The sequence below is a fragment of the Fibrobacter sp. UWB13 genome (assembly GCF_900177805.1).
Lineage (GTDB): Bacteria > Fibrobacterota > Fibrobacteria > Fibrobacterales > Fibrobacteraceae > Fibrobacter.
Genome location: NZ_FXAX01000001.1, coordinates 407,230 through 427,905 on the forward strand (window position 1 = coordinate 407,230; position 20,676 = coordinate 427,905).

The 20,676-nt window shown below is 50.0% G+C and carries 15 protein-coding genes and 3 tRNA genes; 10 read left to right on the forward strand and 8 right to left on the reverse strand.

What is annotated here, in order from left to right; translation table 11 throughout:
• Positions 1-103: 103 nt before the first annotated feature.
• The 5 genes from B9Y77_RS01805 (at position 104) to B9Y77_RS01825 (ending at position 4,810) form a co-directional block, all read left to right on the forward strand.
• The gene (locus B9Y77_RS01805; RefSeq protein WP_085490244.1) at positions 104-868 is read left to right on the forward strand and encodes a Nif3-like dinuclear metal center hexameric protein; all 765 of its coding nucleotides are present in this window, start codon (positions 104-106) and stop codon (positions 866-868) included.
• Between the two features lie 174 nt (positions 869-1,042).
• Positions 1,043-1,963, forward strand: coding sequence for a M23 family metallopeptidase (locus B9Y77_RS01810; RefSeq protein WP_085490245.1), 921 nt, complete (start codon positions 1,043-1,045; stop codon positions 1,961-1,963).
• 49 nt (positions 1,964-2,012) lie between these two features.
• The gene (locus B9Y77_RS01815) at positions 2,013-3,266 is read left to right on the forward strand and encodes a lamin tail domain-containing protein (protein WP_085490246.1); all 1,254 of its coding nucleotides are present in this window, start codon (positions 2,013-2,015) and stop codon (positions 3,264-3,266) included.
• Between the two features lie 61 nt (positions 3,267-3,327).
• The gene (locus B9Y77_RS01820; protein ID WP_254899883.1) at positions 3,328-4,038 is read left to right on the forward strand and encodes a hypothetical protein; all 711 of its coding nucleotides are present in this window, start codon (positions 3,328-3,330) and stop codon (positions 4,036-4,038) included.
• 25 nt (positions 4,039-4,063) lie between these two features.
• A complete protein-coding gene (locus B9Y77_RS01825) occupies positions 4,064-4,810 on the forward strand; it encodes a hypothetical protein (RefSeq protein ID WP_139260812.1) in 747 nt (248 codons plus the stop codon).
• A 118-nt stretch (positions 4,811-4,928) separates the two neighbouring features.
• Here B9Y77_RS01825 and B9Y77_RS01830 read toward each other — a convergent pair.
• The 7 genes from B9Y77_RS01830 to B9Y77_RS01860 all read right to left on the reverse strand — a co-directional run bounded on the left by B9Y77_RS01830 (position 4,929) and on the right by B9Y77_RS01860 (position 9,276).
• Positions 4,929-5,004 (reverse strand) — tRNA-Asp (locus B9Y77_RS01830).
• Positions 5,005-5,029: 25 nt separating this feature from the next.
• A tRNA-Val gene (locus tag B9Y77_RS01835) sits at positions 5,030-5,104 on the reverse strand.
• Positions 5,105-5,110: 6 nt separating this feature from the next.
• Positions 5,111-5,302, reverse strand: a complete 192-nt coding sequence (locus B9Y77_RS01840; RefSeq protein WP_073424350.1) for a hypothetical protein — start codon at positions 5,300-5,302, stop codon at positions 5,111-5,113.
• A 201-nt stretch (positions 5,303-5,503) separates the two neighbouring features.
• Positions 5,504-5,579: transfer RNA gene (locus B9Y77_RS01845), tRNA-Asp, on the reverse strand.
• A 97-nt stretch (positions 5,580-5,676) separates the two neighbouring features.
• On the reverse strand, positions 5,677-7,953 hold the full coding sequence (locus B9Y77_RS01850; RefSeq protein ID WP_085490248.1) for an HD family phosphohydrolase: 2,277 nt from the start codon (positions 7,951-7,953) through the stop codon (positions 5,677-5,679).
• A gap of 11 nt (positions 7,954-7,964) precedes the next feature.
• Positions 7,965-8,927, reverse strand: a complete 963-nt coding sequence (locus B9Y77_RS01855) for a PhoH family protein (RefSeq protein ID WP_085490249.1) — start codon at positions 8,925-8,927, stop codon at positions 7,965-7,967.
• Positions 8,917-9,276 (reverse strand): hypothetical protein, encoded by a 360-nt coding sequence (locus tag B9Y77_RS01860; RefSeq protein ID WP_073424347.1) that lies wholly within the window; start codon positions 9,274-9,276, stop codon positions 8,917-8,919. The genes B9Y77_RS01855 and B9Y77_RS01860 overlap by 11 nt, the downstream gene beginning before the upstream one ends.
• An 82-nt stretch (positions 9,277-9,358) precedes the next feature.
• Here B9Y77_RS01860 and B9Y77_RS01865 point away from each other — a divergent pair, with 82 nt between their 5' ends.
• The 5 genes from B9Y77_RS01865 (at position 9,359) to B9Y77_RS01885 (ending at position 18,877) form a co-directional block, all read left to right on the forward strand.
• Entirely contained in the window at positions 9,359-10,735 is a 1,377-nt protein-coding gene (locus B9Y77_RS01865) for a M24 family metallopeptidase (protein ID WP_085490250.1), read from the forward strand.
• A gap of 50 nt (positions 10,736-10,785) precedes the next feature.
• A complete protein-coding gene (locus B9Y77_RS01870; protein WP_085490251.1) occupies positions 10,786-14,211 on the forward strand; it encodes an MFS transporter in 3,426 nt (1,141 codons plus the stop codon).
• A gap of 118 nt (positions 14,212-14,329) precedes the next feature.
• The gene (locus tag B9Y77_RS01875; protein ID WP_085490252.1) at positions 14,330-15,247 is read left to right on the forward strand and encodes a hypothetical protein; all 918 of its coding nucleotides are present in this window, start codon (positions 14,330-14,332) and stop codon (positions 15,245-15,247) included.
• 114 nt (positions 15,248-15,361) lie between these two features.
• Positions 15,362-17,686, forward strand: coding sequence for a DUF6055 domain-containing protein (locus B9Y77_RS01880; protein ID WP_254899884.1), 2,325 nt, complete (start codon positions 15,362-15,364; stop codon positions 17,684-17,686).
• A gap of 126 nt (positions 17,687-17,812) precedes the next feature.
• Positions 17,813-18,877: a sialate O-acetylesterase gene (locus B9Y77_RS01885; protein WP_085490254.1), complete on the forward strand. Its 1,065-nt coding sequence runs from the start codon at positions 17,813-17,815 to the stop codon at positions 18,875-18,877.
• 99 nt (positions 18,878-18,976) lie between these two features.
• Here the strand turns inward: B9Y77_RS01885 and B9Y77_RS01890 are convergent, their stop codons facing one another.
• A complete protein-coding gene (locus tag B9Y77_RS01890; protein WP_014545144.1) occupies positions 18,977-20,362 on the reverse strand; it encodes a TrpB-like pyridoxal phosphate-dependent enzyme in 1,386 nt (461 codons plus the stop codon).
• Positions 20,363-20,676 lie beyond the last annotated feature (314 nt).

Genomic DNA, 20,676 nt, shown 5'->3' on the forward strand with positions numbered 1-20,676 from the left:
AAAAATTATGTATCTATATTATCTATAGCTAACGATAAGAGTTGGATGGTGGAGAGTTGATTCTGGCATGGTGTCAGGATGTTTTGTTCAACAAGGAGAATTTATGGATCTGTCTTTTATGACCGCATGGTTTGATGACCTGCTTGACCCGAAATCCTTTAATGATTACTGTGTAAATGGCCTTTGTGTCGAGGCTAGTGATAAGGTGACTAAAATCGTGACGGGCGTGAGCCTGCGTGACCAGTTGATTGATGCCGCCATTGCCGAAAAAGCGGATTGCATCATCGTGCACCATCCCAATGGTTTCTGGAAGGGCGAGTCCCAGCTCCCGGTTGGCAAATTTGCTGAACGCCTTCGTAAGTTGATGAACAATGGAATTTCCGTGTTCGGTTTCCATTTGCCGCTTGACGGACACCGCGAAATCGGTAACAATGCCGTGATTGCGAAACTTTTGGGCTTGAATCCAGTCCATGAGTTTGTTCATGTCGGCATGCGTGCCATTGGCGTGATTGCTGAATGGAATACGCCTGCGACTCGCGAAGAGTTTTTGGATTGCCTGAATACTACTTTTGCTCATGGCGTGCAGAACCAGTTCTTCTATGGTCCTGAAGAAATCAGGCGTGTTGCTATTTGCAGTGGTAGTTGCAGTGTGTCTGACATCAGGGAAGCTATGGAAATGAACTGCGATGCTTATATTACGGGTAGCATCAAGGAAGAAGTTCCCATATTCTGTCAGGAAAACGGGGTGAACCTTGTCTCTTGCGGGCACCATAGAACCGAGATTTTTGGGGTCAGTGCCCTTGCTTCTAAGATTCAAACCGAACTGAGCATTCCGTCTAAATTCATCGATTTGGACAACCCGATTTAAGTGGGGTTCGCATCATAAGCCTCATGTAAACTTTTATTAGAAATGGCTTGTGACGGTGCTAAATGGCTATAGGTTTGTTACAAAAATGGCACAATTTTCTATATATGGCTTGTAATAAAAAAATACGGATAAATCCTTTGAATTTTTAGTGCCATTTATTTACATTATCGTCTGATGAATTTTGTGAAGGCATCCATACACTTTCAGAAGTCGTCACGGGCTTTGACCGTGAAGGTGCCTTCGTTTATTCTCCGCGGTTCTCTATTTATTCGAATTGTCGTTGTTATCGGATTTATCCTTTTCCTTGTACAAGTGCTTTCGACCTCCGTTTATGACGGTGTGTTGAAGCATGCTTTTTCTAGCCGTCAGAAGCTGAACAAGGAACTTTCACAGATCCAGAACACGGTGGATTACATTTCCAGTACGTCCAAGGATTTTTTCAAGGCCGAAAAGATGCTCCATGCTAAGCTTGGACTCCCGCTGCCGGATGAAGCTTCTCGCAAGCTTTCGACAGGTGGCCATATTGAGCCGAATGTTCAGCTTTTGCGCAAGAGTTCCCCGGTGTTTGAACGTACCGCCAAGATGCACGAAGATGTCTGGCGTATCTTTGGACAGATCCAGAACAACGAAGAATCCTTTAATTCTCTGACCAAGTACATTGATCAGAGCCGTTCTGTTTTACGCTATATCCCGTCGATATCGCCGACGAATGGCCGCTATGCATCTGCCTTTGGCCCGCGTGTACATCCGGTAACGGGTGAAGTTGGCAAAATGCACCAGGGCATTGATATTTCCAACGACCGTTGGACTCCGATTTATGCGCCGGCAGATGGCGTGGTTGAGATTTCCCAGTTGAGTTCTTCTTTTGGGAATTTTGTAGTCCTGAATCATGGCAATGGTCTCAAGACCCGTTATGGGCACATGCAGATGTCCGCCGTGACTCCGGGTGAGTTTGTACATCGTTATCAGATTCTTGGTTATATGGGAAATACAGGACGTTCTGTCGGTCCGCACCTCCATTATGAGGTCTGGAGAAACGGTGTCCCGGTAAACCCTCTTCCTTATATTCTCCCTAACGACTATGAAGTCGACTAATTCCCGCTAGCGTTATTACGCATGGTGGGTGCGCCCAGGGGAGGGTGCAATGAAAAATTATGGTGTCGTGCCGGCGGTGAGCTTGGCGCTTTTTTCGTGGGTATTATCATGCCCGGTGTTTACTGAATTCTATCCGGACCCGAAAGATGTTTCGGACCAGGAGGGCGAGTACGTCGAAATTCGCATGGACGATTTTTGGGCTGAATCGCTTTATGTGCAATTTGAATCCAAGGCGGTAATGGCTTTTGCTTGGCCGGAGGCGGAGCGCTTTGTGCTTGTGCATGACTCGGTGCAATGCCCTGCTCGGGAGGCTGCTCAAGATGCGTCGCAGGCGGGTACTGCGTGTGGTTCGCTTGGGAAAATCTCGCTGCCGAATTCACGAGAGTCCGTTTGGAAAGTATGGGCGGGGACGTGTATGGATTCTGTGACAGTTCCTCATCCTAAACCAGGGAAGGTAATTCAGCGTGTGGGGCTGACGGACAAGTGGGAGTTTGTTGATGCTTCTAAGGCGGTGTCGCTAGATGCTTCGGATTCTCTATTGATGGAAAAAGTGTCGACGGGGATGGCGCAGTTGCGCGTGACGGAAGTTCATCATTGCCCGGAAGAGCCTATGCCCGAATGGGTGGAACTCTATAATGCAAGCGAGATTTCTTTGCCCTTAGATGCGTTCCGCTTTTGCGATCGCGGAGGTGCGCTAGGGAAGGAGGGCGATTCGATTCAGCCTTACCAGGCGCTGCTGGTAAGCAAGGATACATCGTCTCTGCGGGCTGCACTCAACATTCCCGATATTCGGATGATTCAGGTGTCGCTAGGTTTCTTGAATAACACTGAAGGGATGCTCCGGCTTTGCTTTCGTGATGAAACGATTGATAGCGTTTATTGGAACAAGGGAACTGTATCGTGCCCGGCTGGATTTAATCCGTTCTCGATGCGGCGGGAGTTTACACCGGGGTATTTGCCTCATGGTTCGCAAGTGTATGCTCGGAATGTGTCTCAGACGGGCGGAGCTAATCAAGTGGCGACGAGTCTAGTGGCGGCAAAAGCGCCTGTTGTATACAAACTATCTTCTCGTGTAGTTTCAAAAAAAGGCTCTCCGCTTCGAGTGCGTGTAGAATCTGAACACAATGTTGTGCTTTCGCTTTTGGATTCGGCGGGCCGTTGTGTTTGGAAGTCTGTAGTTTCGGCGATGTCGAATGAATGGGTGAAAGTCCCGGCGCAGGAATACCTTGGAATTGGTGCTGCATTTGTTTCTTTGTCTGTGGGGGAGTACGAGGATGTGGTCGGTATTCTTGTTCGCCCGTAAGGGATTTTGTACGTGTTTGTGCGCTCAGCTCTGCATAGGTTTGATTTGTTTTTGGGGGGGGGTGATTGTTCCGGGACGAGCTTTGGCTGCGGAGGGGCGTGCTTCGTTTGCTGCGCTCTTGGCGGGAGGGCTTTCGCCTGTTGGGCTTGGCGGTTACCATTCGACTCCGGCACGGTATGCGATTCCGTCGTATGGCGTTTCGTATTATTGGTTGGACGATGTGGACGAAACTTCGTGGAACTTGTCGCTTGAATTTGGGAACGATGCTTACCGCGTAGGCACTTTTGTGGCTTACGAGTCGATGGATTCGCTGTATCGCAATTTGTATTCAGAAGTCTCTTATGCGAAAACATGGCTGCATTTTGCACTCGGGATGAGCTATGGACTTGGTATAGAATGGAATCCTGGCGAGGTTCTTTGGACGCGTCACCGATTCAAGTGGGCTGGCTCCTTTATTTGGCATCAAGTCTATTTGGCTGGGATGCTGAGTGGCTTTACGGATGAGGGCGTTTCGCCTGCGGTGGGTGTACATTGGATTTCGGACGAGGCCGTTTCGGCGTTTGCGGAATTCGATTTCGATTACCTGTATGTGGGGGCGAGTTTCTGTTGGAAATTTGTGGAGTTAAGCTCGTCTTACCGATTCCCGGACTTTGCCGTAGCCTTAGGGATTTCGTTCAGCGGATCGCATTACGGCGCCTCGTATGCTAGAGGTTTTAAGCACAATTCAATAGGCTGGAATTGCGTTCAAGTTTCGCGATGGCTTAAAAAATGATGGAGGAAAAAGCTAAATTTGAGTCATGAAGAAAGTCGTCCTTTTATTGATTGCTTTGTCTGTATTTTGTGTCGCTAAACCGGCTAAATCGCAGCCGAAATCGAATGCGAAGGTTGTGGCAAAACAAGAAGTCGTAAAGGACGAAGTCACTACAGCCGAAGCTGATTCTAGTGCTTTGCAAGTGGTTGATGCTGAATCTCCCGAGACTCAGGCGGCTGATGATTCGCTCAGAGATTCTACGTTCACGTTGTATATCCATCCATTTAACTTTATGGTGCCTTATTCGCACTTTTGGGGCGGCATCAACGTTCCGAATGGCTTTACGGACTATCCGATATTCAATTTGACGTTTGAATGGAAGCTGCAGGAGAAGATTTCTCTGGTGTCCATGCCGCATTACGTGCGTGTGGACCGTTCTGATGATGGCTACAAGATTTACGATATCGGCTTGCAAGAAAGTTTTCGCTTGTATGGCGTTGGTGGCAAGCGCTGGCGCTATTTCCAGGCGGGATTCCTCCTGAACCATTTGAAAATCGATACGGACGAACATGGCGATTTTAATGGATGGCTTTGGGGCTTTATGCTTAGTGGCGGCATCAAGAAAGTTTTGAATGATGGGGAAGGCTTCTTAGGGCGTTTTGCCGTGTTTGCCGATGCTGGGTTCGGTTATGTCTGGACGAGCAAATTTGAAGCGGATCGCAAGAACGCCTTTTTTAAGATGGACAAGGGGCTTGTCATCGACTTGAATGCTGCGATAGGCTTCCAAATATAGACGAAAGAACGCCACTTTGTGGCTACAGACTAGAGACTAAAGCCTTGCTATGCAAGGCTTTAGTCTTTGTGTAGCTTAATAAAAACGAAAAGTCCTCTCTTTCGAGAGGACTTTTTCGCGGGATAGACGAGGCTTGAACTCGCAACCTCCGGCGTGACAGGCCGGTGCTCTAACCAAAATTGAGCTACCACCCCAAAATCGTTTCCGATTCTTCGGTAGTGGACGATAACGGATTCGAACCGCTGACATTCTGCTTGTAAGGCAGACGCTCTGAACCAGCTGAGCTAATCGTCCAAATAATTACTTGTCTTTTTCCTTGCCGCTGTAGAGAATTCCGAGAGGAATGATCACAACGTAAGCAATCGTCAAGATAATTGGTGCAACCGAGAGGCTAACCGGATTATCTGCAGGACCAGTGGCGAGGCAGATGAAACCAATAACCAGTAGTAAAATGCCAATACCGATAAGAATAAGATTCTTTTTGTTCAACATTTTCTACAACCTCGAGTTACGAGCCAAATATACAAATATTAAAAGTCTTGTCAACCGGAAACGGTGTTTTTCGCGAAAAAAAGTGAAATTTTTATGGAGGTGGGGAATGTGACTGAATCCTTCCGCCTTCGGCGTCAGGATGACGGCGCGAGAGGGACCGTACAAAAACGAAAAGTCCTCTCTTTCGAGAGGACTTTTTCGCGGGATAGACGAGGCTTGAACTCGCAACCTCCGGCGTGACAGGCCGGTGCTCTAACCAAAATTGAGCTACCACCCCAGTGGTTTGTTTCAGTCTTCCAACCGAACGACCCAAATATAAAAAGAATTAATTAGTGTGTCAAGGGATATAGGCGTTTTTCTTTATTTTTTTTCGTCTATCTCTGTCCAGGGTATTTGACGCGGGTGTGGTACGTGCCATCGAGACTGTGTAGGAATGCTTCTTCGAGCTTGGAAAGTTCCTTTACAGACAAATTGCTCTCGTTGAACTGCCCATCCATGAACTTGTCAAGAATCGTCTTGTGGATCATGGATACGAGTGCTTCGGAGGAGGTGTCTGTCATGGAGCGGCTGGTAGCCTCGATGACGTCGGCGAGCATGAGAATGGCTGTTTCCATGCTCTGCGGACGTGGTCCCTTGTAGCGGAAATCTTCTTCCTTGACTTCTTTACCGGTTTCCTTGGCGAGTTCTGTTGCCTTGTGGTGGAAGAACTGGATAAGCGTTGTGCCATGGTGTTCCTGAATGCCGGTGGCGACGAGTTCAGGAATCTTGTATTCTTTGGCGAGCAGCATGCCCTGCGAAACGTGACCGGTCAAAATCTTGACGGACTGGTACGGATCGAGGTTGTTGTGCGGGTTCACGCCTTGCTTCTGGTTTTCGGTGAAGTATTCGGGGCGCATCGTCTTGCCGAGGTCGTGGTAAAGAGCCATCACGCGGACGAGGAGCGAATTTGCGCCAATGCTTTCGGCAACGCTTTCGGCGAGGTTCGAAACCTGGATGCTGTGGTGGAACGTGCCCGGAGCAAGTTCCGAAATGCGCTTGAGAGCCGGACGGTTAAAGTCCGACATTTCCATGAGCGTAAGCACGGTCGTAATGCTGAAGACCTTTTCGACAACGTGGATCAAAAGCACGGAGGCGACTGCGGTAAAGATGATGATGTTTGCGCTTGCGGCGATGAGCGTCTGGTAGAACGTCGCGAAGTTGAAGCGGTTGCGGAGGAGAAGCATGATGCTTACAGATGCGGCTGCTGCAACGACACCTGCAATCATGCTCCAGGCGAACTGCACACGGTAGCGCATACGGAAGAGCGGGGCAATCACGGCGATGTTCACGACCAAGCTTGTGAGCGTTGCGGCGAGGTCATAGCCGTTCAAGATGCCGTAGAATCCGGCGGAGAAAGTCGCAAATGCAAGTCCCATGCGGGCATCGTAAAGCACAACGGCAATCACGGGTGTAAACGTAACCGGGTACAGCCACATGAAGTCGATGGCGTCGGGGAGGATGCTGTCCGGTCTGTTGAGCGAACCCGAGAGGTTGTGGATAATCCAGAACGCAAGGAGTTGCAAAACTGTAAGGAATATGAGGCTCCACAACTGGCGCGGTGTCTTGAACATCGTACGCGTAGGCGTGTAGAGGCAGAACATGATGAGAAGTGTAATGATGATGACGAATACAAGCACGTTACCGTACGGGGCGGTAAGCATCTTCGAGTTTTCTTCGTTCTGCTGTGCTTGCTGGAGAGCGTCAATCTTTTCAAGAATTTCCTTAGTAATGGGGGCACCCTGGGCTACGATTTCCATGCCACGGGGAACCATGCCCTTGATGAGCGTGACCTTGTTGCTCGCGTCGAGCTTGCGGGCTTCCGTTTCTTTTTCGAGATAGAATACGTTCGGGCTTGTGAAAACGTAGAGGGCTTCGTAGAAGGCACTCTGTAATCCTTGTTCGGCGGAGAACGAGTTCTGTAGTTGGCCAAAGGCTTCTTCGATGCGGCGTTGCATCGGCTGGACTTCGCTGATTTCAAGCGTGCTTTCTTCGTTATCCTTGATGAGCGAAATGTTTGGCTTGTTGTAAATGATGTTCTTGATCTGCTTGATGTTGTAGCTGTTGCAGAACAGGCTGACCTCGGTTTCCGTCTTGGCGAGGAGCGTGTTCGAAACGCCCTTCTGCATCATCTGGTAGAATACGGACATCAAGGAATCGCGGGCGATAGAATTCGTGCTGAGCGGCTTGATGGCGGTAATGGAAAGGCGCTGTTTTAACTGGTCGTAGATGCTGGACGCTTCCTTGATTTTTTCTTGCATGGAGGCGCTGCCGTCATCTTTGCTACTGCTGATGAGCGCTTGCATTTTGCCGTACTGCTCGAGCTTTTTGAGGTACTGCTGTAGTTCTCGCAGCTGTCGAGTCGTTTCGTCGGCGTTGAATTCAAAAATGGCGTTGATCTTGTCTGCGGCTCGAGCTTTTTCGTTCTGGATTTCCTGCTCGGTCTTCGGGACTTCGAACTTGAACGGGGCAACAATCGTCCTTGTACTGAGCTGGCCCAAGTGCGGGCGCTCGGCGCGGAGGGCAATATTCTTGTCCGGGAATAAGAGAATGGCGATAAGGATTAAAATAACCCAGCCAATAAATAAATGAATCTTTTTCTCTTTCTTGTTCATTTAATGCTCTTCTATTTTTTTTGCTCGTTCTGTTCGTAAGCTAGCAAAATGTCCTTGACCAGGTGGTGCCTGAGCACGTCTGTAGCGCTAAATTCGACTTCGGCAATTCCCCGAATCCCCTGGAGAATTTTCATCGCGTGTTCGAGACCGGATGTTTGGCCTTTGGCGAGGTCAATCTGGCTTGTGTCGCCGGTAATAATCGCCTTGCTGTGGGGACCGAGTCGGGTAAGGAACATCTTCATCTGGGCGATTGTCGTGTTTTGTGCTTCGTCGAGGATGATGAAGGCGCGTTTAAGCGTGCGGCCGCGCATGTAGGCGAGCGGAGCGACTTCGATAGCGCCTGTTTCTTCGTAACGCTTGAGCTTCTCGGCGGGCAAAAGCTCGGAGAGGCTGTCGTGGATCGGGCGGAGGTAGGGGGCAATCTTTTCTTTGAGATCACCGGGCAAATACCCCAGCGATTCGCCGGCTTCGACGGCGGGGCGCACGAGGCAGATGCGTTCGGCTTCGCCGCGTTCAAGGCTCGCGACGGCAAGCGTTACCGCAAGGAATGTCTTGCCTGTACCTGCAGGGCCTTTTGCAAAAATGATGTCGTTTTTTTCGACTGCCTTGACCAGTTCCGCCTGTGCGGGCGTCTTGGCGGAGACGCTGATGCCGAACCTGTTCCTAAAGACAGGGCTGTCGGGGATGAGCTCGGTGTAGCTTGCTTCGGAAGTCTCCTTAGGACCGAGCATGCGTTCGAGCTGGGATGCGTCTAAAATTTCGCCGTTGCGTGCGGCAATTTTGAGCTGGTCGAGAACGGCCAGCAGGCCTGACAAGTCGGCTCCTTCCTGGGGAACTAGGTCCAGACCCGGAAGACGGGTGCGTATTTCAACGCAAAAACGGCTCTCCAGTAATCGGAAAACCGTTTCACGTTCGCCTGAAATAACGCGTTTCAGGTTGTCAGACAGTGAGTAATGCCTTATACTACTCTTCATCTGTAGAAGGTTGCTGAATCGGGAGACCAAGCTTGGTCCTTGCGTCGAAGATTTCCTTGCGGAGCTTGTGGTTGTCTTCGTTAGCGGCGACTGCTTCGTCCTGAGTCTTCTTCAGAGTCTTTTCGTTGATGACTTCCTTAGGAGCCTCTTTCTTCGGCTGAACAGCCGGCTTAGCGGCTTCGGCCTGGTTTTCGCTGTAACCCGTGTAAGAAGAGGATTCAGATGTGGATTCGTTGCTTCCCGTATAGCCTGTGTCGCTGCTGCTGCTAGAGTTAGAAGAACCTGCGCAAGCTGTGAAAAGTGCTACAGAAACAGAGGCGAGAACTAATTTCCATTTTTTAAGAGACATTATTAAGCTCCATTCTAGTCTTTGATGGCTAAAATATATATAGTTGTGGCAGAAAAAATGTTAAAAAAGGTAAAAATTGACTATGCAAGCACGTAAAAATGACGTTCAGGCCTATTCTCAGGTCTTTTTATCGTCCAAAAATTACGAATCCAAGAAAATTTATGCGAAAAGACGAAAGTCTTTGATGGAAAAGCTAGACTCTTTTTGCGTTTTTGCCGGGATGATAGTTGAACCGGGGGGCGAGGAAGCCTTTGTACAAACTTGGACTCGCTTTGTGCAGGACCCGGCGTTTCTGTATTTGACCGGTGTGAACCAGGCGGGGTGCTATCTGGTACTGGACCCGCGTGCCATGCGTTCGACGCTTTTTGTACCGCGCAAGGACCCGTTCAAGGAATTCTGGAACGGCAAGCGCCTTGGCTTTGTGGATGGCGAAAATGTGGTTGCTCGCTTGACGGGTGTCGAGGATGTTCGACCGATTGACGAACTTTGGGATTTTGTCGAGTCGCTTGCGAAGAAATATGCGAATGGCAAAAATGCGGTGGACCATGCTTATGCTTTCTATTACGAGAAGTTCAAGGGTGATCACAACGAAAAGCTCAAGAACGATTTGAAGAAGGTGCTCCGCCCTTATAAGTTGAACGTCAAGAGCTGTGCTGACATGCATTTTGAAGACCGCCTGGTGCTGGAACCGGAGCGCATTGATGATGCCCGCGTGGCGCAAGAGATCACGGATGAAGCGTTCCGTGCACTTTTGCCCGAGATGAAGAACATGAAGACCGAGCGTGATGTGGCGTTGTTCCTCAATTACGAGATGCAGCGCCGTGGCGATGGCGACCTTGCGTTCCCGACGATTATTGCAGGTGGCAAGAATGCCTGCTGCCTGCATTATGTGAAGAATGACGAGCAATTGCGCGATGGCGAACTTGTGCTCTTTGACTTTGGTGTGCGGTTCGGGACGCTCCACAGCGATATCTCGCGTACAATCCCTGTAAACGGCAAGTTTGACCCTCTTCAAAAAATGTTGTACGAAATTGTGCTTGAGTCTGCAAAGGTGTACCAGCGCGTGGTACGTCCGGGAGTTGCTCTCAAGGAAATCGGCATGATTTGCTGGGAATTCATTATGATGGAACTCGACCGCCGCCTTATAAAGGGGGCGAAGGGGAGTTTCAAGCTCCTGTACGATAAGAGGCCGCATGGGGTGAGCCACTTTATCGGGGAGCATATTCACGAGGGCGATCCGGGTTCCCGTTCCTTGGATGTGGTGTTAAAACCGGGAATGTTAATTTCTTGTGAGCCAGGACTTTACGGAGATTTTACGGCGACAATTGATGGCAAGCGCTACCGCGAAAGTATCGGCATCCGCATCGAAGATGATTTAATTATTACAAAAAGCGGTTTTGAAAATATTTCGGAGCATATTCCGCGCACAGTAGGGGAGATTGAGGCGCTCATGAAGTGATTTTTCTATCTTTGGACAAAAGGACATTTTGCAAAAAAAGGGTTTTGTAAATGTGGAAAGTTAAAGGTTCTATAAGATTCTTCTTATCTATCCTTGCAACAGCTTTTGTTCAGGCGGGTGTGTTTATTTACGCCCAGAAAATTCTGTCGGGATCGTTCTTTGCCAAAGACGGTATCATCTGGCAGAACTTCATGCTCCAAATCTTCTTCCTCGCGCCATACGTGTTGATGGTGTTCTTTGCGGGGTTCTTTACCAATAAGTTCTCAAAGAACAAGGTGATGGCTTGGTCGTCACTCATGATGACGCTATTTGTGATAGCGCAGTCGGTCTTGGTGACGGTCGATTTCCCGCGAGTCGCATTCTGGCTCTCCATTGGGCTGAGCTGCGGTTTTGCCATCCACAGTGCGGCAAAGTACGCGATTCTTAAGGAAATGTTTGGCGTGCGCAATTTGAGCTACGCTAACGCATTCCTCCAGATATTCAGTATCAGCGGTATTATCGCGGCGTCCTGGCTTGCGATTGTCGGCGTGAACCTGATCAACTTGGACCAGCTCGTTTCTTACGAAGCAGTGCGTCGCATTACGGAAAAGTCCGTCGTGATTCCGTGGATTTTGACAGCGGTGAGCGTGCTGGGTACGGTTGCGAACTTCATGATTCCGCGCGTGAAGTTCGAAGACTTAAACGTGAGCGTTGACAAGGTCAAGCGCCACTTGAGTCTCGGTTTCCGCGTGCCGACGCTCCGTGCGTCTATCATCGCCCTTTCGATGTTCTGGGCTTTGGCTCAGGTGTTCGTGTTGATTTACCAGGACGTGTCCGGTTCTTCGACCGTGAACATGATGCAGGACTACATGTCGTTTGCGATTGTGGGCCTCATGGTCGGTACGATTGTGGCTGCACACTTCTCCAAGGACTTTATTGAATCCGGCTTTGTGCCGCTTGGCATGTTTGGCGCCTCAATCTGCATGTTCCTCGTGCCGTTCCTTGTGCATCCGGTTGCACTCGTTGTGCTTTATTCCATGACCGGTTTCTTTGGCGGTCTCATCTTGGTGCCGGTGAATGCGCTTTTGCAGTATAACACGCGTCCGAACAACTCCGGTTCTGTGATTGCACTTGCAAACTTGATCCAGGCTGTGGTGCTTGTGGCGTTCCTGTTCGTGTTTACGATGATGGTCCGCAATACCGATGTCCGTCCGCAGAACTATTTCATTGGTCTTGCCGTGATTTCTGTGGGTGTGTTCGTCTGGTCGATTTCCAACTTGCCGCAGGCAATGCTCCGTACGCTTTTACGTTTTGTGTTCAGCCGCTATAGAATTCGCGTGTTGAACGTTCAGAACATCCCGAACGAAGGTCCGATTCTTTTGGTCGGTAACCACCACAGCTTTATTGACTGGGCTATGGTGCAGATGGCTTCTCCGCGTCCGCTTTGCATTGCAAGTAACAAGGACCATTTCGACAAGTGGTACTTGCGCGCCGTGCTCAAGCGCTTGGGGATGATCCGCATCGATAACCGCAATCCGAAGATTGCGATGGACAAGATTCATGCCGCCCTCCTCGCAGGTAAGGCTGTCGTGATTTTCCCGTCGGGCGAAGTTTCCAAGTCTCCGCACGTGGAACCATTTACGATTGATTATTCCTCCGCTGTCGATGGTACGAAGGCTCAGGTAATTCCGTTCTACATCCAGGGCTTGTGGGGCTCTAACTATAGCTATAGCTCCTCGAACATGTTCGGTGCTTCGGCTGAACGTTCGGTGACGGTCGCTTTTGGTGAAGCTCTCCCGGCGAACACGCCGCCTAATGAAATCCGTGCCATTATCCGCCGCATCTCGATTGACGCTTGGAACTACGCTGTTTCGTTTGTGCACCCGATTGCTGATAGCTGGATCCGCACTTACAAGAAGTATGTGAAGAACGGCCCTGCTATTTATAGCCCGGATGGCGCTCACTTCTCGGGTTACAAGCTGATGGGCGCTGTGATGGCGTTCCGTGGCTACCTCAAGAAGACGCTTGGCAAGAATGAACAGAACGTGGGCATCATGCTCCCACCGAGCCCTGCGGGCGTGATTGTGAACCTCGCTCTCTGGGTGATTGGCAAGACGAACGTGAACTTGAACTACACGTCTTCTGTCGATAATGTGAAGTTCTGCTGCGATCGCGCTGAATGCTCGACCGTGATTACGAGTCGCCAGTTTGTGCAAAAGCTGAAAGGCCGTGGCAATGATTACTCGCAGATTGCATCGGACAAGGTGCGCTTGCTCTATGCCGAAGATATCATGAAAGAAATCCCGAAGGCAAAGATTGCTGCTTTCCTTGTGCTTTGCATCCTCATGCCGAGCTGGCTTATTCGCCTTGTGTTTGTGAAACATCGCAACATGGACGACAATGCTGTGATTGTGTTTAGCTCTGGCTCTGAAGGTACGCCGAAGGGTGTGGAACTTACGCAGCGCAACTTGATGGGCAATATCCAGCAGCTTGCTTGCATTTTGAACGTGAGCCGTGGCGATGTGATGCTCTCGGAACTCCCGCTGTTCCATAGCTTTGGTCTTACGGTGACGACGCTTTTGAACCTCACGGAAGGCTGCCCGATTGTAGCTGTGGCTGACCCGACCGACGTGAAGACGATGTCTCGCGTTTGTGCGGAATTCCAGGTGACGTTCTTGGTGGCAACACCGACGTTCCTCCGAGCCTTTACGGTGAGCCGCTATGTGCACCCGTTGATGTTTAAGTCTGTGCGTATTATTATCGCTGGTGCCGAGGCTCTCCGTCCGGAACTTGCAACGGCATTCCGCCTCAAGTTCGGTAAGGAAATTTACGAAGGTTACGGCTGTACGGAAACGGCTCCGGTGGCATCGGTCAATACCGAAAATACGTTGTTCGATGACTATACCACGTTGCAGGTGAACAACAAGCCGGGTACAGTGGGTCCTGCGCTCCCGGGTACGCAGTTCTTGATTGTCGATCCTGAAACAAACGAACCGCTCCCGACTGGTGAAGCGGGGATGATTCTCATTGGCGGTTGCCAGGTGATGAAGGGCTACCTCAAGGACGAAGACCGCACGAAGAGCGTGATTGTCCAGAAGGATGGCATTCGCTATTACCGCACGGGTGACAAGGGCTATCTCGATGAAGACGGCTTCCTTACAATTGTGGACCGCTACAGCCGCTTTGCTAAGCTCGGCGGTGAAATGATTAGCCTTGGCGCTGTCGAAAAGAAGATTCAGGATACGCCTGTGTTGCAGGGCTGTGATTACGTTGTTACGGCAATCCCGGATGCCACGAAGGGCGAAAAGATCGTTCTTTTGTACCAGGGCGAAAAGGATCCGAAGGACGTGCTCTCGGAATTGCGTGCAAGCGGCATGCCGCCTCTCATGCTCCCGTCCGCTGCGTTTAACGTAGACGTGATGCCGAAGCTTGGTTCTGGCAAGGCTGACTTTGTGACCGCAAAGAAGATGGCAAAGGAACTGGTGGAGAAAAAGTAAGCGGCGGAGCCGCAGTTACTAGTTATTAGTTGGTAGTTATTAGATTAAAGCTTGGCGGCTATGCCGCGATTATTATGACTAATGACCATTGACTAATGACTAAAGACTAGGAGAAAAAATGAAAAGCTTGACCCCTGTACGTACTGCGCGTTTGGTTGCATCGCTGATTGCAATCCTTGGAATGTTCTGTTTTGCAGTCGAGCGCGCTCTCACGAAAGTTTGCCTTATGGCAAAAGATGGCGTGCAGATGGGGCTCAACCGTTATTCGAATTCTTTCACAGGTCGTTTTGCGGCCGAGAATTTTTCGGATGACAAAAAGCTTTTGGATGTTCTTCGTCAGGCGAAGGATTTGTTGCCGGCGGCAGATAACGCTTTGCTCGTTCTTTTCATCTTGAGCATTGTTCTTTTTATTATTGCTGCGTTTGGCCTTGCTTTCCCCAAGCAGTTCTGCCACATGCTCGTTGCAACGAAGCTCCTCAAGTGGCAAGACGGAATTGTGTTGCAGGACATGAAGCTTTCGGGAACTCCGTCAGAAGGACCTCGCATTTCTGACAAACTTAAGGAACTTTGCGGAAAGATTGCTGCTGCTGCGAAAAAGGTTCAGCCGAAGTACTGGATTTTTATCGGCTGTTCGCTTGCGTTTGTGCTTGTGCTCGTATTTGGCGTGCGCGGTTGTTCGACGCCGAGCGTTTTCGGAGGCTCTCAGGCTGTGTCCGAAGATTTGACCGGGCAGACTTTGTACTATATCCAGGCGCAAAAGTCTTTCTTTGCAAAGACAAACAAGGTGGGGGGGCCGAAATCGCTCCAGATGCCGGATTCTTTAGTGTCTGATTACTTTACGTATCGCGTGACGGGCGGAAAGTTTACGGCAACGCTGAACAAGAAAGTCAAGGATTGCCCTGCTGGTAGCCGCTGGTCGGTGAGTGCCTCAACCAAGGGCATTTTTACGGTTGAATTAGTGCTTTATCGCTCTGCGCCAAAAGACACCAATTGCGTGTTCATTTCGCCTGATTTCAAAAATCTCGGAAGAAAGTAACCTCATACGGGGTGTCCCTAGACAACAATTTGCTAGTTGATTCTTGCGCTTGAGGGGGCGAGAATATATATTAGTAATACCTAGAATGTTCTAGGGTTGTTTATGGGTGGTGGTATGAAATTTACGCAGATAGTCTGTGCTATGGCGGTGGCGTCGTTTGCCGACGTGACTTGGGTCCCGCAGTGTGAAGATAACGGCTTTACGCTAATCCGTTCTTCGGAACATTTTGAAGTTTGCAAAAAGCCAAAGACCGACGATGGTGCGGCGAATAATGTTTCAATCTCGACTTCTGATGCCGAGGGTGTGCTCCAGTCGCTAGAAAAGGTGTATTCGTTCTACATCGATTCGCTCGGCTGGATGTTGCCGTTCCCGAAAAGTTCGGACAGGAAACTCAAAAGCAATATTTATGTGTTTGAAACATTGCCGTCCTTGTACGGTGGTCAGGATTATGTGAAGGCTTTGAATGGCGAGTATGGGCCTGGCATGTGGATTGGAGTCGGGGCGCTCAAGGATTATTGGGGAACATCGCACGAGTTCGCGCATGGTTTGCAAGGCGTGGCCGGTTGGCTCGGAAACAACAGTCACTCGGGTTGGATGGCAGAATCGCATGCGAACTGGATGGCGCATCAGTACAATCCGAATGATGCTCATTGCTCTGAATATCTGATTAACTTTCCGTACTTGTATTATGGCTCCACGCGAGACCGCTATTGCAATTGGCAGTTCCTGGAACATTTGAAAGAAGAATTTGGTGGCGGCAATAAAGGCGCGCACGAGGTCAATCGCATTTGGATGGAATCGATTCGCGACGGCGAAGATGGTCGCATGGAACAGACTCCGTTTAGTGCGATGATGATGGTTTACGGCTGGTCGCTCGAAGAACTGAATAATCAGTTCGGCAAATTCGCGATGAAGAATGCAACGGTGGAGTACGCTCCTGCCAAGAAAACTTTGTACAAAAAGTCCTGGGGCGATTACGAATTTGCGACTCGTCGAACGCACGATGGCTGGGGAGACTTGTATCGCAGACATTCTCGCGTGACCATGCTGAACAAGATGAAATGCGAAAGTTCCGAGAATTCGGATGGGAATGTCGCGGCCGAGAATTGCGTGGACCGTTACATTTCGCCGAGTTACTGGGCTCCGCAGCGCTGGGGCTATAACTTGGTGCGCATTTATCCGGATTCGGCGGGGAAGGTGACGGTCAAGTTCCGTGGAATTGTGCAGGAAAAGCCGACGGTCAATGGCTACACTTGCTTTGGCGACAATACAGATTATTACAAGGGTAAAACTTATAAATGGTGCAATTACGCACCGGACAAATTGCCGGATCCTGCATCGGGTTGGACGGTTGGCTTGGTCGCGGAAGGTGCTGATGGCACGCCGCGTTACAGCGAAATGAAACACGGCTCAGGTTTCAATCTTGAAATCGAAACGAAAGCGAATGACAAGGCTTTGTGGCTTGCGGTAACGGCGACTCCGACCGAAATGCAGACGATTCTTTGGGACCAGTTCTATTACAGCATTTATCGTTATCCGTACATGATTGAAGTTGTGAACGGCGCGCCTGAAGGTTATAACAAGGACTTTTGGAAGCCCGCTGGATTTAATGGAACGACTGCTTCGGGCTATTCGCAGCACGCGAATGGTGGTGGCTGGGTCAGCAATAAGGCGAAAGTGTCTACGACTGCTTACGTGGGGCCCAATGCTGTCGTGAATGGCGGTACAGTCTCTGGCGACGCCCGGATCGAAGATTTCGCCGTTGTTAACGGCGGCACCATCAGCGGTAACGCCGTGGTGCGCGGGCGCGCTCTTGTGACTGCTGGCACGATTGGCGATGATGCTGTGCTTGAAGATGATGCTTGGCTTGTGAGCGGGACGATTAGTGGCAAGGCTAAAGTCGGTGCGCTTTCGATTATCGTGAATAGTACTGTGACTGATAACGCTCAAGTTTACGGCGTAATGTGGGCGGTAAATGGCAAGAAACTTTCCGGCACGGCTCAGCTTCGCGGCGACCTCGAAAACAACTTCGATAAAGAAATCTCGAAGGGAATTTTCTATGGCATGGTCAATACTGACATGCTGAACAATGCGAACTTTGGCGCAAACCTCACGACGCCCCCGACGGATGCGACTGCAAGCATTGAAAATGCCAAATGGTATGCTATTGCGGATGATTCCACGCAGACAGATCCGGGGCATACAACGGGTATTGTTTCTAGGGTGGCGGCGCTCCAGTTAAGTGATGTGAATGAAGCTTATGATGTGTTTGATTTGAATGGAAAACATCTCGGTTTTGCGAAAGTAACACCCTCTGAATGGAGTGCGCTTGGCAATAAAGCTTTGCAAAAGACACTACGTGCATCAGGATTTAATGCGGGAATGTATCTAGTTCGTGCAAAACGATCGCATCGTTTGATTCGCGTGAATGTAAGGTGAAATCGCCATTTCTGATGTAAAATGTGCGGCCTCTTGTCGTTTTGGCAATAAAATAAATTTGAGAAACCTCGAAATGGGGTTTCTTTTTGGTTATAATAATATTGGTTGGATATTTATGGAGTAAAAATGGTTAAAAAGTTTTTGTTTTCGCTTGCTGTTTTGGGAGTGGCGTCTTTTGCTCAGGACCCGAACTTGCATATTTACCTCGCTTATGGGCAGTCCAATATGTCGGGGCAGGCGACCATTACGGATACGGACCGTCAAACGAATCCGCGTTTCTTGGTGTTACGTGCAGGGAATCATTCCAACCAGAAAGTTGGTGAATTTTATCCGGCAGCTCCTCCGATGGGCCATAGCGGTTCCAAGGTCGGCATTGTCGATTTCTTTGGTCGCAAAATGATTAAGGAACTCCCGGATAGCATCACGGTGGCGGTCGCGAATGTGGCGATTGGCGGGCAGAGCATTGACTTGTTCGACAAGGACCGCAATGCGGCTTATGTGCAGAATGCCAAAAACAAGAACGATACTTGGTGGATTCAGTATCTGAATGAATATGGTGGCGATGTGCACAAGCGCATTGTCGAAATGGGAAAAATTGCAAAGCAGAAAGGCGTCATCAAGGGATTCCTTTTCCACCAGGGCGAAGCGGATTACCAGATGAAGGACTGGCCTGAACGCGTCAAGAAGGTTTATGACCAGTTCATTGAAGAACTGGAGCTAGACCCGGAAAAGACTCCGATTTTGCTTGGGGAACTTGCGCCTACGGGCGATTTGGGCTGGCGAAACGATGTCGTGAAAGAGGCGGCGGACTTGATTCCGAATGGCTATGTGATTTCGGCTCAGGGGTGCCCTGCGATTAAGGAACCGAGCTACACGTTGCATTTCACTCGCGATGGATACCAGACTTTGGGCGAACGCTATGCGGAAAAGATGCTTGAATTGCTCAAGGCTCAGGAACCGGCTCCAGATTCCTCTAAAGCTGATTCCTCGAAGGTCGCGCCTTCTGATTCGATAGGTCGTGATTCTACTGCTTCGGATAGTACAAACGCTATTCGCAATTCGGCTGTTGCGCGTGCTGTGGAATCGCATTTACCGAGACTTTTCTACGATGTTCGCGAACATAGTTTGTTTGTTCGATTCAAGAAAAACGGTGTAGAACATCGTTATCGTTTGACCGGGCGGAAACAATAAAATTGTTGTGGTTATAATGAAAAACGTCCAGCGAGCGCTGGACGTTTTTGCTTAATGTCTTTAGATCATCACGTGATGCCTCGCGGCATCTCGCTGAAATTAACCTTCGACTTTCGGAAGCTGGGCGAGGCTCTTGGCGATGTCTTCATCCGTCGGAATGTAGTCGCTCATTTCGCCGTCGTTGAACTTCTGGTAAGCAACCATGTCGAAGTAACCCGTGCCGGTGAGACCGAACACGATGTTCTTTGCCTGACCAGATTCCTTGCACTTGAGAGCTTCGTCGATCGTTGCGCGGATGGCGTGGCTGGATTCCGGAGCCGGGAGGATACCTTCGGTCTGGGCGAAGAGCTTTGCTGCTTCGAAGACCTTAGTTTGTTCGACAGACGTTGCACGCATGAGTCCCTGATCGTAAAGTTCAGAGAGGATACTGCTCATGCCGTGGTAGCGGAGGCCGCCAGCGTGGTTTGCAGACGGGATGAAGCTAGAACCGAGGGTGTACATCTTGGCGAGCGGGCAAACCTTACCGGTATCGCAGAAGTCGTAAGCGTACTTACCGCGAGTGAAGCTCGGGCAGCTTGCCGGTTCCACAGCGAGAATATCGTAGTCGGCTTCGCCACGGAGCTTTTCGCCGATGAACGGGCTCACGAGACCGCCGAGGTTAGAACCACCACCAGCGCAACCGATGATGAGGTCGGCCTTCACGCCAATCTTGTCGAGTGCGGCCTTCGTTTCGAGACCGATGACGGACTGGTGGAGGAGCACCTGGTTCAGCACGGAACCGAGAACGTAGCGGTAACCCGGCTGCTTCACGGCGGCTTCCACAGCTTCGGAAATAGCGCAGCCAAGGCTACCCGTGGTGCCCGGAAATTCGGCGTTGATCTTGCGGCCGATGTCGGTCGTCATGGACGGGGACGGGGTGACGGATGCACCGTAGGTGCGCATCACTTCGCGGCGGAACGGCTTCTGTTCGTAAGAAACCTTTACCATGTAAACCTGGCAGTCCAGTCCGAAGAAGGCGCTGGACATAGAAAGTGCTGTACCCCACTGGCCTGCACCCGTTTCAGTCGTCACGCCCTTGAGGCCCTGCTTCTTAGCGTAGTACGCCTGAGCGATAGCGGAGTTGAGCTTGTGAGAACCCGAGGTGTTGTTGCCTTCGAACTTGTAGTAGATGTGTGCCGGAGTGCCGAGAGCCTGTTCGAGGAAGTAAGCGCGAACGAGCGGAGACGGACGGTACATCTTGTAGAATGTGCGGATGTCTTCCGGAATTTCGATGTAAGCGGTATCATTATCGAGTTCCTGCTTGATGAGTTCATCGCAGAAAACTGGCTGCAGGTCTTCGAAAGTCACCGGCTTGCCGGTACCCGGGTTCAGAAGCGGAGCGGGCTTCTTCTTCATGTCGGCGCGGACGTTATACCATGCCTTCGGAAGTTCATCTTCGTGGAGATAAGTCTTGACCTGACCATCGATCTTGAGCGAGTTTCTCATATAGTATCCTTTAAATTTGTGTAACCGCATCCAATTATATTAAATCGAATTTGCGTTGACAACAGCACTTGTGCAAAATGACCAATGTATATGATTAACATTGATTGGCGGTGGTGCTTTCTTGAAATTTTAAAATTTTTTAATATATTGTTTCTATCACCATCATAAACATTAGGAGTTCCTATGGCCATTGACCACAATCTCTTAACGGGACAGTTTCGTCCTCTTGGCGAAAACAAAATTGAGCATACCCTTTCTGCAAGCCAGAAGGTTTTGCCTACACATACGGGGAAAAGCGCAGTGCGCCATTTGAC

Bases quoted from the DNA above. Each gene is read 5' to 3' on its own strand.
- B9Y77_RS01825 (WP_139260812.1), top strand. From the start codon at position 4,064: ATGAAGAAAGTCGTCCTTTTATTGATTGCTTTGTCTGTATTTTGTGTC.
- B9Y77_RS01815 (WP_085490246.1), top strand. From the start codon at position 2,013: ATGAAAAATTATGGTGTCGTGCCGGCGGTGAGCTTGGCGCTTTTTTCG.
- B9Y77_RS01865 (WP_085490250.1), top strand. From the start codon at position 9,359: ATGCAAGCACGTAAAAATGACGTTCAGGCCTATTCTCAGGTCTTTTTA.
- B9Y77_RS01850 (WP_085490248.1), bottom strand. From the start codon at position 7,953: ATGAACAAGAAAGAGAAAAAGATTCATTTATTTATTGGCTGGGTTATT.
- B9Y77_RS01880 (WP_254899884.1), top strand. From the start codon at position 15,362: ATGAAATTTACGCAGATAGTCTGTGCTATGGCGGTGGCGTCGTTTGCC.
- B9Y77_RS01805 (WP_085490244.1), top strand. From the start codon at position 104: ATGGATCTGTCTTTTATGACCGCATGGTTTGATGACCTGCTTGACCCG.
- B9Y77_RS01860 (WP_073424347.1), bottom strand. From the start codon at position 9,276: ATGTCTCTTAAAAAATGGAAATTAGTTCTCGCCTCTGTTTCTGTAGCA.
- B9Y77_RS01870 (WP_085490251.1), top strand. From the start codon at position 10,786: ATGTGGAAAGTTAAAGGTTCTATAAGATTCTTCTTATCTATCCTTGCA.
- B9Y77_RS01855 (WP_085490249.1), bottom strand. From the start codon at position 8,927: ATGAAGAGTAGTATAAGGCATTACTCACTGTCTGACAACCTGAAACGC.
- B9Y77_RS01810 (WP_085490245.1), top strand. From the start codon at position 1,043: ATGAATTTTGTGAAGGCATCCATACACTTTCAGAAGTCGTCACGGGCT.
- B9Y77_RS01840 (WP_073424350.1), bottom strand. From the start codon at position 5,302: ATGTTGAACAAAAAGAATCTTATTCTTATCGGTATTGGCATTTTACTA.
- B9Y77_RS01890 (WP_014545144.1), bottom strand. From the start codon at position 20,362: ATGAGAAACTCGCTCAAGATCGATGGTCAGGTCAAGACTTATCTCCAC.
- B9Y77_RS01885 (WP_085490254.1), top strand. From the start codon at position 17,813: ATGGTTAAAAAGTTTTTGTTTTCGCTTGCTGTTTTGGGAGTGGCGTCT.
- B9Y77_RS01875 (WP_085490252.1), top strand. From the start codon at position 14,330: ATGAAAAGCTTGACCCCTGTACGTACTGCGCGTTTGGTTGCATCGCTG.